The sequence below is a fragment of the Pasteurella canis genome (assembly GCF_020810675.1).
Taxonomy (GTDB): Bacteria; Pseudomonadota; Gammaproteobacteria; order Enterobacterales; family Pasteurellaceae; genus Pasteurella; species Pasteurella canis.
Genome location: NZ_CP085871.1, coordinates 959,947 through 974,102, shown reverse-complemented (window position 1 = coordinate 974,102; position 14,156 = coordinate 959,947). Strand labels below are relative to the sequence as shown.

General features: G+C 35.5%; 14 protein-coding genes and 2 tRNA genes. 15 read left to right on the top strand and 1 reads right to left on the bottom strand.

Annotation, left to right across the window (positions count from 1 at the left end; translation table 11 throughout):
* Positions 1-4 precede the first annotated feature (4 nt).
* A complete protein-coding gene (gene dksA, locus K7G93_RS04625) occupies positions 5-442 on the bottom strand; it encodes an RNA polymerase-binding protein DksA (protein WP_049213982.1) in 438 nt (145 codons plus the stop codon).
* A 295-nt stretch (positions 443-737) separates the two neighbouring features.
* Between dksA and K7G93_RS04620 the strand changes: the two genes are divergently transcribed.
* The 15 genes from K7G93_RS04620 to K7G93_RS04550 all read left to right on the top strand — a co-directional run bounded on the left by K7G93_RS04620 (position 738) and on the right by K7G93_RS04550 (position 14,143).
* Complete coding sequence (locus tag K7G93_RS04620) at positions 738-3,155, top strand: DNA internalization-related competence protein ComEC/Rec2 (protein ID WP_226690624.1); 2,418 nt, start codon at positions 738-740, stop codon at positions 3,153-3,155.
* Between the two features lie 42 nt (positions 3,156-3,197).
* Positions 3,198-4,946 (top strand): lipid A ABC transporter ATP-binding protein/permease MsbA, encoded by a 1,749-nt coding sequence (gene msbA, locus K7G93_RS04615; RefSeq protein WP_223668312.1) that lies wholly within the window; start codon positions 3,198-3,200, stop codon positions 4,944-4,946.
* A gap of 22 nt (positions 4,947-4,968) precedes the next feature.
* Positions 4,969-5,934: a tetraacyldisaccharide 4'-kinase gene (lpxK, locus tag K7G93_RS04610; protein ID WP_226690625.1), complete on the top strand. Its 966-nt coding sequence runs from the start codon at positions 4,969-4,971 to the stop codon at positions 5,932-5,934.
* Positions 5,935-5,960: 26 nt separating this feature from the next.
* Positions 5,961-6,143, top strand: a complete 183-nt coding sequence (locus K7G93_RS04605) for a Trm112 family protein (RefSeq protein WP_049213986.1) — start codon at positions 5,961-5,963, stop codon at positions 6,141-6,143.
* Position 6,144: 1 nt separating this feature from the next.
* On the top strand, positions 6,145-6,924 hold the full coding sequence (kdsB, locus tag K7G93_RS04600; protein ID WP_228400507.1) for a 3-deoxy-manno-octulosonate cytidylyltransferase: 780 nt from the start codon (positions 6,145-6,147) through the stop codon (positions 6,922-6,924).
* Between the two features lie 24 nt (positions 6,925-6,948).
* Positions 6,949-8,775, top strand: a complete 1,827-nt coding sequence (gene uvrC / locus K7G93_RS04595; protein ID WP_226690627.1) for an excinuclease ABC subunit UvrC — start codon at positions 6,949-6,951, stop codon at positions 8,773-8,775.
* A gap of 95 nt (positions 8,776-8,870) precedes the next feature.
* Positions 8,871-9,428, top strand: coding sequence for a CDP-diacylglycerol--glycerol-3-phosphate 3-phosphatidyltransferase (gene pgsA, locus K7G93_RS04590; RefSeq protein ID WP_228400506.1), 558 nt, complete (start codon positions 8,871-8,873; stop codon positions 9,426-9,428).
* A 398-nt stretch (positions 9,429-9,826) separates the two neighbouring features.
* Positions 9,827-9,902, top strand: a tRNA-Gly gene (locus K7G93_RS04585).
* Between the two features lie 23 nt (positions 9,903-9,925).
* Positions 9,926-10,012: transfer RNA gene (locus K7G93_RS04580), tRNA-Leu, on the top strand.
* A 395-nt stretch (positions 10,013-10,407) separates the two neighbouring features.
* Positions 10,408-10,635, top strand: coding sequence for a Flp family type IVb pilin (locus K7G93_RS04575; protein WP_226690629.1), 228 nt, complete (start codon positions 10,408-10,410; stop codon positions 10,633-10,635).
* Positions 10,636-10,731: 96 nt separating this feature from the next.
* A complete protein-coding gene (locus K7G93_RS04570) occupies positions 10,732-10,920 on the top strand; it encodes a Flp family type IVb pilin (protein WP_226690630.1) in 189 nt (62 codons plus the stop codon).
* A gap of 21 nt (positions 10,921-10,941) precedes the next feature.
* On the top strand, positions 10,942-11,373 hold the full coding sequence (locus K7G93_RS04565; protein WP_226690631.1) for an A24 family peptidase: 432 nt from the start codon (positions 10,942-10,944) through the stop codon (positions 11,371-11,373).
* Between the two features lie 54 nt (positions 11,374-11,427).
* Complete coding sequence (locus K7G93_RS04560) at positions 11,428-12,234, top strand: flp operon protein C (RefSeq protein ID WP_226690632.1); 807 nt, start codon at positions 11,428-11,430, stop codon at positions 12,232-12,234.
* Positions 12,234-13,643, top strand: a complete 1,410-nt coding sequence (locus K7G93_RS04555) for a type II and III secretion system protein family protein (RefSeq protein ID WP_160530993.1) — start codon at positions 12,234-12,236, stop codon at positions 13,641-13,643. Before K7G93_RS04560 ends, K7G93_RS04555 begins: the two co-directional genes overlap by 1 nt.
* Positions 13,640-14,143 (top strand): hypothetical protein, encoded by a 504-nt coding sequence (locus K7G93_RS04550; protein ID WP_049213999.1) that lies wholly within the window; start codon positions 13,640-13,642, stop codon positions 14,141-14,143. The genes K7G93_RS04555 and K7G93_RS04550 overlap by 4 nt, the downstream gene beginning before the upstream one ends.
* Positions 14,144-14,156: the final 13 nt, after the last annotated feature.

Sequence of the window (14,156 nt, the reverse complement as noted above, 5' to 3'; positions counted from 1 at the left end):
AGAATTAACCAATCATTTGTTTTTCACGAATTTCTGCGAGTGTTTTACAATCAATACATAGATCAGCCGTAGGACGCGCTTCTAAACGGCGAATACCAATTTCAATACCACAAGAATCACAATAACCAAAATCACCCGTTTCAAGTTTTTTTAATGTGTTTTCAATTTTTTTCATGAGTTTTCTTTCACGATCTCTTGTGCGTAGTTCCAAACTAAATTCTTCTTCTTGAGTAGCACGATCGGCTGGATCAGGGAAATTGGAGGCTTCATCTTGCATATGTGCAACTGTACGGCTTGCTTCTTCTACAATTTGATCATGCCATGCTTGTAGAATTTTTTTAAAATGAAGTAATTGCGCTTCATTCATGTACTCTTCGCCTGCTTTTTCTTTATAAGGCTCAACACCAGCTAGGGCTAATATACTTAAAGAGGATTTAGACATTGGTTATCTCCTAATAGAAAGTCATCCATTTAACGGTTGAAATTACATTATTCACACGCATTGGTGTTGATTCATTCAGCTTAAAATTACCTGTAAAAATGTAAGGTATTTTAAAAAGCGATATAAATAGCAGAACTCATCTTAATTATCAAATAAATTTACCAGATATTACAAATTTTAGTGAAATAAATCTGATTTTTGCGATCTCGCTTGCAAAACTTGTTCAATCACCAAGAAAAAAATATCTGAAATATCCATCCTTAGCGTTTTATTTTTTTATAAAAGAGTCAGGTTAATGCGATTATCTATTGAACAAATGTCAGCTTGTATTTTATTCAGCGCAGTTTCACTACTTTGGTTACCTGATTTTTTATTGCTCACTTGGCAGATGACAGCAGTCGCTTGTCTGATATTACTTATATTATTATTTGTTTGTTATGTTAGTGGAAAAAGACAATGTACAAGATTTCTCATTTTGATACTTTGTCTTCTATTTAATCTAGGTTACATGCATGCTCCTGCCCATCAGTTATTATCTCAAGCTGATAAAGTCATTTTATTACCCAAAAAAGTAAAAATAGATTTTAAAATTATAGAGATACTTCATCAAACTGATTACCAAACCTTTATTGTGTCAGCGCAGTTACAAAAAGGAGAGACCGAACAACGTATTTATCTGCAATGGCGCACGAAAGAAAAAGTTCAGTTGGGCGAAGTATGGCATGGAGAATTGTCCTTGAAACCTATTTCTTCACGGTTAAATTTTTCAGGTTTTGATAAACAGCAATGGTATTTAGCCAACCGAATTACTGCACGAGCATCAGTAAAAAGTGCGGTTAAACTTACCCAACATTTTTCATGGCGTAATCAATTACTTAAAGAGAGTTTAAAACAAACAGAAGGATTAGATTATCAAGGGCTCTTAATAGCGTTAGCTTTTGGTGAGAGAGCGTGGTTACCACAACAAATATGGCAAATTTATCAAAAAACGAATACAGCACATCTTATAGCTATTTCTGGATTACATATTGGATTAGCAATGAGTATAGGTTATTGGATAGTACGATGTGTTCAAATTTTATTACCATTACGCTGGATTATCCCTCATTTACCGATGTTAAGCGGTTTACTATTAGCCTATATTTATGGACAGCTAGCGGGGTTTGCAATACCAACCTCTCGTGCTTGTATAGCACTATTTGTGATTATAAGTTGTCGACTACTACGTGTTTCTTACAACGCTTGGCAACTTTTATTGATCGTCACGGCTATATTGCTGTTGTTCGATCCATTAATGATTTTATCGTTGAGTTTTTGGCTATCAATAAGCGCGGTAACGTGTTTAGTCCTCTGGTATCAGGTTTTTCCTTTTTCTTTATTACAATGGCAAGGAAAATCCATATCTATCAGCCCTTGGCATAAAGTAGAGTGGATTATTCGTATCTTTCACCTACAAATTGGCTTACTATGGCTTTTTACACCGATCCAATTACTTTTGTTTAATGGTTTTTCTTTAAGTAGCTTTTATGCGAATTTAATAGCGTTACCCATTTATAGTCTCGTATTAGTGCCTCTTGTTTTGTTTGCGACTTTTACACAAGGTGCGTTCTCATCATGGCCTATCGCAAATGAGATAGCCCAAAAAGTGACGTTAATTTTGCAAACTTGGCAAGATAATTGGCATTTTGTTTCTCAAACAGAAACCGCATTCATTATTACTGCACTGACAGTACTTTTTATCATAGCAGTTCGCTCTGTATACGATGTCAAAAAAGTAGATAAAACAAGGAGAAATCTATATTGTCTCAATAAACCTTATTTTGGCTTCCATTTTACAGCTGAACCAACATTATTTTGTTCTTTAAAACGCTCAATTTATTGCATTGCAACTTTAATTGTGACTAGTTGTTTGGGTTATCCGATTTATCAATCTTTTTTTGCATCTCAATGGCGTTTGGATATGTTAGATGTGGGGCAAGGATTAGCTGTCTTAATAACAAAAAATGGGCGAGGTATCTTATATGATACAGGAAGCGCATGGCGTAGTGGTAGTATGGCGCAGCTTGAGATTGTGCCATATTTACAACGACAAGGTATAAGTCTAGAACACGTAATTATTAGCCATGATGACAATGATCATGCAGGAGGAGCAAAAACAATCTTACAACAATATCCAAAGACCACACTGACGACGGCATCAAGGCAAAATTATGGCAAAACAGACCGCACTTTTTGTCTTTCAGGGCAAAAATGGTATTGGCAAGGATTAAACATCATAGTGCTTTCACCTCATCATATTGTAACGCGTGCAAAGAATATGGACTCTTGTGTATTATTGATTTCTGATGGATACAATAACGTATTGTTAACGGGGGATGCCGATGTTGCAAGTGAAAATCAATTTGTCTCTCAACTAGATAAAATTGATGTCTTACAAGTCGGACATCATGGGAGTAAAACCTCGACAGGCTATGCGCTATTACAAAAAACGCGGCCTAAAATCGCGCTTATTTCAAGTGGGCGTTGGAATCAGTGGAGGTTTCCTCATAAACAAGTGATACAGCGTTTAACGCAGTATCAATGTCAAATTTACAATACGGCAGAGACAGGACAAATCAGTTTATTGTTTAATAAAAAACAAATTACAATTCAAAGAGCAAGAACAGAATTTTCACCTTGGTACCGTAGATTAATTGGCTTACAAAAAAAATAAAGGTACAATGCGCCAGATTATTTAATGTAAAGCAGAAAAACTATGCAAGATAAAGATCTTTCAACAATACAAACATTTAAACGTTTATGGCCAACTATTCGGCCTTTCAAACTGGGATTGGTTGTCTCTGCCGTTGCCTTAGTTATTAATGCATTAGCTGATGCAGGTTTAATATCTTTACTTAAACCTTTATTAGACGAAGGATTCGGTAAAGCAGATACGTCTTTTTTACGTACAATGTCATATGTCGTAGTATTAGTTATTTTCTTGAGGGGGATGAGTAACTTTATCTCTTCTTATTGCCTATCTTGGGTATCAGGCAAAGTGGTGATGACAATGCGTCGGAGAATATTTAAGCATCTTATGTTCATGCCTGTTCCTTTCTTTGATAAAAATTCAACGGGAAGATTATTATCTCGTATCACGTATGATTCAGAAATGGTCGCCAATTCTTCTTCTGGTGCATTAATTACTATTGTTCGTGAAGGTGCATATATTATTTCATTATTCGTCGTGATGTTGTATACCAGCTGGCAATTATCTCTAGTCCTTTTTTTAATTGGTCCGATTATTGCAATCTTAATTCGCTTAGTGTCTAAACGTTTCAGAGATTTAAGTAAAAATATGCAAAATTCGATGGGAGAGTTGACAGCGACGGCTGAACAGATGCTAAAAGGGCATAAAGTAGTCCTTTCATTTGGTGGACAATTAGTGGAAGAGGAGCGTTTTAATCATGTGAGTAATGATATGCGCCGTAAAGGGATGAAAATGGCAGTAGCTGATGCAATTTCTAATCCTGTTGTACAAATTATTGCCTCTTTTGCCTTAGCTGCAGTGCTTTATTTAGCAACAATGCCAACAATTATGGATCAAAATTTAACAGCAGGTTCGTTTACCGTAGTATTTTCTTCTATGCTGGCTATGATGAGACCTCTGAAGTCATTGACGAATGTGAATGCTCAATTCCAAAAAGGGATGGCAGCCTGTCAAACATTGTTTGCCTTACTCGATTTAGAGACCGAAAAAGATTTAGGAACCCATAAAGGGGAAAATGTCAAAGGCAATCTTACATTTAAAAATGTTACGTTTACTTATCAAGGACGTGAAGAGCCCGCATTACGTAATTTATCTTTTGAAGTCGAAAAAGGAAAAACTGTCGCTTTAGTCGGGCGATCAGGATCTGGGAAATCAACGATTGCAAATTTAGTGACTCGCTTTTACGATGTTGATCAAGGTGAAATCCTATTAGATGGTATTAATATTCAAGATTATCGCTTATCAAGTCTGCGTGAAAATTGTGCTGTTGTTTCACAACAAGTTCATCTCTTTAATGATACTATCGCAAATAATATTGCTTATGCGGCTAAAGACAAATATAGTCGTGAGGAAATTATAAAAGCAGCAGAAGATGCTTATGCAATGGAATTCATCGAAAAACTTGAACATGGTTTGGATACCGTGATTGGTGAGAATGGGCTAAGCTTATCAGGAGGGCAACGCCAACGTTTAGCCATTGCACGAGCATTATTACGTAATTCACCTGTATTAATTCTAGATGAAGCTACATCCGCTTTAGATACAGAATCAGAACGTTCAATTCAACTCGCATTAGAAAAATTACAAAAAGAGCGTACAGTGATTGTTATTGCCCATCGATTATCAACAATTGAAAATGCAGATGAAATTTTAGTGATTGAGCATGGAGAAATCAAAGAACGTGGTACGCATCAAGAATTGCTTGAATTAGAAGGGGCTTATAAGCAATTACATAGTATGCAATTTAGCCATTAATGTAAACTAGAGAGAGGTTAACATGCCATTTTGGTATTCGCATTCTTGGGTGAGTTTTTTGCTGTTGCCTTTTTCTTGTTTATTTTGGCTGATTAGCTATGTACGTAGACTTTTGTTTAAGAAAGGTATTCTCTCTTCTTATCGAGCTCCTGTGCCTGTAATTATTGTTGGTAATCTTTCTGTCGGTGGAAACGGTAAAACGCCAGTTGTTATTTGGCTGGTGCAAAAATTACAACAACAAGGGTTGACTGTTGGCGTTATTTCGCGTGGCTATGGTAGCCAATCTAAGACTTATCCACTATTGGTTACACCACAAACTGATCCATTACTAGGTGGCGATGAGCCCGTATTAATTGCTAAACGGACCCAAGTCCCTGTTTGTATTTCCCCGAATCGCCAACAGGCTATTGAATTATTATTACAACAGCAAGATTGTGATTTGATTATCAGTGATGATGGATTACAGCATTATAAATTGCAACGCGATATTGAAATTGTTGTAATAGATGCACAACGTGGTTTAGGTAATGGTCTTTTGTTACCTGCAGGACCCTTACGTGAAAGAGCAAGTCGTTTACAACAAGTAGATTTGGTGATTAGTAATGGTGAGGCGAGTCAATATACAGATATTGTGATGAGATTAGAACCACATTATGCTGTAAATTTAGTGACTGGCGAAAAACGTGTATTAACTTCATTTAATGCTGTTTCAGCCATCGCTGGAATTGGTAATCCACAACGTTTTTTTTCAATGTTACGGGGATTAAATATTCAGCTAAATCAAACGCAAGCCTTTCAAGATCATCAAACATTTGAAATCAATCAATTTGCTAAATTTGACCATAATCAGCCGTTATTAATGACAGAAAAAGATGCTGTAAAGTGTTTCTCCTTTGCACAACCGAACTGGTGGTATGTACCAGTAGAAGCTGTTATTGAAGGTGAAAAAGTGCGGTCATTTTTAGCAAGATTTCATCCCAAAAAATAGCCAGCACAGTATTGAGAGAGGAAAAAATGGATACAAAATTATTAGACATTGTCGCTTGCCCCATGTGTCATGGGCGCTTAGTACTTGATAAAGCTAATCAACAATTAGTATGCCATTTTGATAAAGTGGCTTATGAAATAAAACAAGGTATTCCTGTTTTATTAGCAGAACAAGCAATACCATTGATAGAGTTGCAAGAGGATAACTAACATGACTACATTTACTGTCATCATTCCTGCTCGTTATGCTTCTACTCGTTTACCTGGTAAGCCTTTAGCTGATATCGCAGGCAAACCAATGATTGTTCACGTTTTTGACAGAGCGAAGCAATCTGGTGCGAGTCGTATCATTATCGCAACGGATCACCATGAAGTTGCCGAAGTTGCACGTCATTTTGGCGCAGAAGTTTGCATGACGTCTACTCTGCATAACTCTGGCACTGAACGTTTAGCAGAAGTCATTGAAAAATTGAGCATTGCACAAGATGAAATTATTGTGAATATTCAAGGTGATGAGCCTTTAATTCCGCCTGCAATTGTTGGTCAAGTTGCAGAGAATTTATCCAAGTATAAAGTGAAAATGGCGAGCTTAGCGGTAAAAATAACCGACCCAGAAGAGCTGTTTAACCCAAATGCAGTAAAGGTACTGACAGATAAAAATGGCTATGTGTTATATTTCTCGCGAGCAGTAATTCCATGGAATCGTGATCAGTTTGCTAGATTACATCATCAAGCAGATAAAATAGCACAGTTGAAATTATCCGATCACTATCTACGCCATATTGGTATCTACGCCTATCGCGCAGGATTTATTAAACAATATGTACAATGGCAACCGACAGCGTTAGAACAAATCGAAAGTTTGGAGCAGCTCCGTGTATTATGGCATGGTGAAAAAATCCATGTAGAGTTAGCCCAAGAAGTGCCACCAGTTGGTGTGGATACTTTAGAGGATCTTGAAAAAGTGCGGTCACTTCTACAGCAAAAATAAACGAAAATTTTTTAGCACTCCGTTATGTTTGATGCAAAATCTTTTTTAGCACATGTACCTCATTTGTCAGGTGTTTATCGTATGTATGACGATAAAGACAATGTGATTTATGTCGGAAAAGCAAAAGATCTTAAAAAACGGCTTGCTAGTTATTTCCGAGCTCATCTAACCAGCAAAAAAACCGAAGCATTAGTAGCTTCAATTGCACGTATTGAAACGACTATCACATCTTCTGAAACAGAGGCACTACTTCTTGAGCATAACTATATTAAAACCTATCAACCTCGTTACAATGTATTATTACGAGATGATAAGTCCTATCCTTATATTTTGTTAACTGACGAACGCCATCCCCGTATTACAGCATATCGAGGAAGCAAAAAAATAAAGGGCGAATACTTTGGTCCCTACCCACATGCAAGTGCGGTCAGAGAAACGCTTTCCTTGTTACAAAAATTGTTTCCGATTCGTCAATGTGAAAATGCAGTTTATAATAATCGCTCTCGACCTTGCTTACAGTATCAAATTGGGCGCTGTACAGCGCCTTGTGTCTCTGGCTATGTGAGTGATGAAGATTATCTCCAACAAGTTGAGTTTGCTCGTCTTTTTTTACAGGGTAAAGATCAACAAGTACTGGATCACTTAGTCACTAAAATGGAGCAGGCAAGTACCGAACTTAATTTTGAATTGGCAGCAAAAATTCGTGACCAAATTCAAGCTGTCCGAGCAGTGATTGAAAAACAATTTGTCTCCAATGAGCGGCTAGATGATATAGATATTATGTCAATCGCTTATCAATTAGGTATAGCTTGTGTACAAGTCCTCTTTATTCGACAAGGTAAAATCTTAGGTAATCGAAGTTATTTTCCGAAAGTGCCAGCTAATACCGATCTTGCTGAGCTGACAGCGACTTTTGTCGGACAATTCTACTTACAAGCACATCAAGGGCGTAGCATTCCCAATAGTATTGTTGTCGATCATAAATTAGTTGAAAAAAACGAATTAGAGATATTATTGACTCAACAAGCGGGGCGTAAAGTACAAATTCAAGATCACGCCAAAGGTAATAAAAGTCAGTATCTACAACTGGCACAAATGAACGCAAAATCAGCTTTAGCAACGCAATTAAAACAAACGAACTTAATCCAAGAGCGTTATCAAGCTTTACAAACCTTATTAAAGTTGCCTGAAATTAAACGTATGGAATGTTTTGATATTAGTCATACAATGGGACAGCAAACAATCGCCTCTTGTGTGGTATTTAATCAAGAAGGACCGCTAAAATCAGATTATCGCCGCTTTAATATTGAGGGTATTACTGGCGGTGATGATTATGCCGCAATGGAACAGGCGTTGCTTAAGCGTTATGACAGAACTTTAGAGCAAGATAAAATCCCAGATGTGATTTTTATTGATGGAGGGAAAGGACAATTAAATCGTGCAAAGCAAGTTTTTGCCCAATTAAATGTCAAATGGGATAAAAACCGACCGCAATTAATTGGTGTCGCGAAAGGTATTGATCGGAAAGCTGGACTGGAAACCTTAATTATAGGGGAAACAGAAACGGAAATTCATTTACCAGCTGATCATTTAGCCTTACACCTGATCCAGCATATCCGAGACGAAAGTCATCATCATGCCATCAGTGGACACCGCAAAAAACGGCAACAGGCGTTTATTCAAAGTGGGTTAGAAACCATAGAAGGCGTAGGGACAAAACGTCGCCAGGCATTATTAAAATATCTCGGCGGAATGCAAGGTGTTAAGAAAGCAACATTGTCTGAAATCGCCTCTGTACCAGGTATTTCTAAAGCTTTAGCCGAACGAATTTATGAGGCATTACAACATTAAGACGGGAATTTTAAATAGAGAGGAAAATTCCATTTCCAAATAAAGCGATATGTTCTAGAATAAATATATTATAAAAACTGACCAAACACTATTCTATGAAACCTAACATACCTACCTTCCTCACACTATTTAGAGTGATTTTAATCCCCTTTTTTGTGATCGCCTTTTATTTGCCTTTTTCATGGGCACCTTTACTCACTACATTTATATTTTGTATTGCGGGTATAACGGATTGGTTTGATGGCTACTTAGCGCGAAAATGGAAACAAACAACGCGTTTCGGGGCATTTTTAGATCCTGTTGCAGATAAAGTGATGGTTACAGTAGCACTCGCGTTAGTCGTTGAATATCATCATTCATTTTGGATAACCCTCCCAGCCGTGATTATGATTTCCAGAGAAATTATTATTTCAGCGCTGAGAGAATGGATGGCAGAGATTGGCGATCGTAATAAAGTGGCCGTTTCATGGCTCGGAAAGGTAAAGACAACTGCACAAATGCTTGCGTTGGGAGGATTATTATGGCGTTATAATGTTGTAATGGAAATTACAGCGATCATCTTACTTTATATCGCAGCAATTTTGACAGTTTGGTCAATGTTACAATATCTCAAAGCCGCAAAAGGTAGCTTATTATCCGATCTAACATTATAGTTCTTGGCAAGAAAACTAAAAAGCACCTTAGTCAGGTGCTTTTTTATATGCAATTGTTTATTTTAAAAATTAGAAAGGACTGGAATACATTATTCCTTACGCTACACTGCCATTTGTAAGTGTTGTAGAAAATAAAGACTAATAGTTAATTAAGGTCCATTTCTCAACGGATAATACATAGCAGTTTGATTTTTAATAGCGAATGTTAAACATAAGATAGTTTTAAATTAAACATATACTGCCAAACAACATGGCTTTTCATAAAAATAAACTCACTTTTTATTATTGTGATTTGTTTTTAATCAGTTGAGTAATTCTTTTGCATTTTTTATTTGACTACTTTTTATAAATAGGTAAAATTCACCTCGTTGTTTAGGAACACAATAAATTAACTCAAAGCGGGAATAGCTCAGTTGGTAGAGCACAACCTTGCCAAGGTTGGGGTCGCGAGTTCGAGCCTCGTTTCCCGCTCCAAAATATCATTATCTTGTAGATAAGCCCGAGTGGTGAAATCGGTAGACACAAGGGATTTAAAATCCCTCGCTTTTCGAAGCGTGCCAGTTCAAGTCTGGCCTCGGGCACCATTTATATTTTTCATTTCTTTTAGTTTTAATCTTTATTTCTCGGGATTGTTTAGTCGATATGATACTAGAGATATTACATTGAATAGTAATATCATTGATAGCTGTTATTATTTAATTATCCTGCGAGCAAATTGAATTTGATATAATATTAGTTGTTCTTTTTTAAGTTTTAAAACCCTTCTATTAATACTGTCTTCCTTTGACTCATCGGACCAGTTTGGTTGAGTATTTTTTTTATTTCAGTTTTCAATAAAACAGATTAAAATCTCCTTAGATTATTTAGCGATTAAAATAATTTTTCTTATGTGATCGTAAATAATCGCTAAATAACATGCTCTCTCAAATGAGAGAACATTTAATTTAATATTTAATTTAACATTTAGGAGCATATCAACATGTTTAATAAATTAACAACAAAAGCTTATATCGCAGTAACTGAATCGATTCGTAACTTCAAAAAAGATGAGCGCGGTGTAACTGCAATCGAATACGGTCTAATCGCAGTTGCAGTAGCTGTATTAATCGTTGCTGTATTCTATGGTGATTCTGGTTTTATTAGCAAATTAACTTCAAAATTTAGTGATTTGACTAGTACTTTAAGTGGTGCAAGCGTAACTAAATAATAGTTTTAGTTTATGTGGCTAACTTACTTTCTAAGAAATGGAGTAAGTTAGCCTGTATGATTTAATTCTTAAAAAGTTATTTTAGTATTTGACAGGATGAATTATTTACTGAAATTTAAAAAGTGCCAAAGAGGCATTACTTCAATTGAATATGGCTTAATTGCAGTGGTTGTTGCCGTATTTGTGGTCACAGTATTATATGGAGATAATGGTTTTATTGCGACACTTCAGAGTAAATTTGAATTACTTACCTCTAAAATAGTAACAGCAGTATTGACTAAGTAAGAGGGTAACTTTGTGGAGCTAATGAAGGGAAGTATTATTGGGCTACAATCTATCGTAATTTTATTATTAATCATTCTTTCATGGACAGATATACGCTCAAGAATTATTAGTAATAGAATTGTATTCATTTTATTAATGGTGGTGTTGCCATTAGCTTGGTTAAAGCATGGAGAGATTAATATAATACCCGCGTTATTGGTGTTAGTAATCGGCTTTATTTTATTTTCCTTTCGTATTATCGGGGCTGGAGATATTAAACTCACTTCAGTACTCATGTTAGCTTTACCAAATGAACAAATTATTTATTTTTTCTTCTTTACCGCATTTTCTGGATTAATTTTAATTATAGTTGGGTTGCTTTTTTTTCGGAATTCAATCAGAAAACAAGAACTGCCTTATGGCGTCGCGATTGGTTCAGGCTTTATCATTAATCTATTACTATTTAGTATTTAAATAAAAGAATTTAAAAAAATAAACATAATTATATAAATAATTTAAGGGGTAATAATGAATTATAGAATGTTATTTATCATATCTCTGCTTACACTTGTTGTAGGTATTGGTGGGATTTTATTTATGCCGACAGATGATTCGGGTACTACGGTCAATGAAGCGGGTGAAACTGTCGCAGTAGAAAAGAAACCAGAAAAACTCATCTTAATCGCAGAGCTCAAACGAGATATTGATGCGGGGCGTTTATTACAAGTGGAAGATTATGTGTTAAGTGAGTTAACGGTAACAGAAGATAATCCCCTTGTGAATAATGACTTAACAGATGTTTTATCACTCTCTAATACAAAAAATTTACAAGGTCATTTAGTGGCTCAAAATCTTAAATCAGGTTCACTTTTATCGAGAGCCGTTGTGATTTCACCTAATGATCCTAAATTCTTGTTAACCAGCCTCGATCCTAAACAAGAAATAGCCTTCCGTGTTTACCTTAAGCCAACAGAAAGCTATGTATTAGATACAATACAGAGTGGTAATTATGTCTCTATCTATAACCAAAAAGTCGCTACACGTTCTCGTGAAGATAGCACTGAGCGATATGCACTACTTAAACTGCTAGATAACGTCTTGGTATTACAAGTAAAAGAGTTTCAAACGATAGATGAAAATAATGAAGTGGTGAAAAAAGACGAATTATCAGATGAATATATTGGTTATATAAATCTTAAAGTAAATCCAGCACAAGCCAAGTTATTTTATTCATTAGAGAAAGGTTCTCAATTAATTATATTACCATCAAGTAATCAAGTAGAAAGTACAAATAACAAAGGTCTATTTATTAGAAAATTAAGAGGTAACGAATAATGAAAGATAAGAAAATAAAAAAGAGATTGCTTTCTGCATTATATATCGGACTAGGGACATTTTTCTCACTCAATGCTTTTGCTCAGACCTTTAATTTAGAACAGGGTGGGACAAAGTTAATTCGCACAGAGCAGAAAATTGATACTATTTTCGTTTCTTCGCCTACTGTTGCAGACTATGAAATTTTAGATGATAACAGTTTTATCATTTATGCTAAAGAAGAAGGACGTTCGGAAATCACCGCTTTCGGCGAAGATGGTAAGTCGCTTACAACAGATATTATTAATGTTAACTCAATCATTAATAACATAAATGATATAGCGGATACGAATAGACAGATTAAAGCACGTTTCCCAAATTCAAATCTCTCAGTGAAGAAAGTAGGTCAGGCTTATGTGATTGAAGGGAAAGCGCTTACTCAAGAAGAAAGTGATGAAGCGCATCGTATCGTTGGCGAAGCTTTAGGTAAAGGCAAAAAAGTAACAGAAACCTCATTTAATAGAGCAGATGGTGCAAGTGAATATGTACCTTTCTTAGATAAGTATCAATTTGATGGCGTAATTAATAATGCGAATGTAAGAGATACGACTCAAATTAATGTGAAACTTTCTGTTGTTGAAGTCAATAAAAAATTAACAGAAGCATTAGGAATTAACTGGGGACGTGTTGTTGGCGTTCATAGTGGTCCATTATTGGGTGGAAGTTGGTCAGGAAGTGGCGGATTTGACGGTTCGGGCTCCATTTTACAATTAAATGCAACGGGTGTTTCTGCATTTATCAATGCATTAGATAACCAAAATAATGGAAAAATCTTAGCAGAGCCAAGTATTTCTCTACTATCTGGTGAAACAGCAGATATCTTAGTAGGTGGTGAGATTCCATTTGCACAAAAAGATAAAGATGGTGGTGCTAATGTTACTTATAAAGAGTTTGGTGTAAAGTTACTGGTTGGAGCTAAAGTACAAAAAAATAACCGTATTCGTCTAGCTTTAGATCAAAGTGTCAGTAGTATTGCAGGTAGCTATTCATATGAAAGTGTAGGGACTATACCATTTTTTAATACTCGCCGTGCAAAATCTATTTTTGAAGTAGCAGATGGCGAAAGTTTTATCATTGGTGGTCTATTTAGTTCACAAGATGCAGAAGGAATTAATAAGATTCCACTGTTAGGTGATATTCCTGTATTAGGTGCATTTTTCCGTAACGCAAAAACAGATAGAGAAGATAGAGAACTCGTAATTGTCGCGACAGTAAATGTTGTTAAACCGGTACAAGAAAGTGAAATTGTGTATCCTACATTTGAGCAAACAGGAACTATGGAGCGCTTCTTTAATTTAACGCCAATTAAAAATGTCTATCATAAAACATTAAGCTCTAATTTCTTGAGAAATGGAGGATTTATTCAATGAGAAAATTAGCTATTGGTTTAACCCTTTTTATTGCGTTAACTTCAACACAAACGATGGCGTTTGTGAAAGATGAATTAGTAGATAATACTAAATTAGCACAGCCACATCAGTTAGATGATTTTAGTAGAACACAATTAGTCAATCGTTACATGTTATCTGAACATTCTGATGTTGCTTACCATAATATTATTCGTGCTGTTGTGAGAGATTTAGGTAGTGATAACAGTAAACGCGTAAATATAATTTGGAGTGATAAAAAATCACAAAAAAATGCAGCAAGAATTCGCAATTTTTTAATGAAAAAAGGCATAGAAAGCAAATCGATTAAACTTGTTCGTAGCCAGAATAAAAAGACTGTTTATCCACTTTATATAGAAGTGACGAAAATAGCTTCAAAGAAAACGCGTTGTTTAATTGATACAGCAGAAGATATGATGAGTTGGGATGGAATTAATCCTTGTGCAACAAAAAGTAACCATCGTATTCAATTAAAATATTAATCTTAAAGGGGTT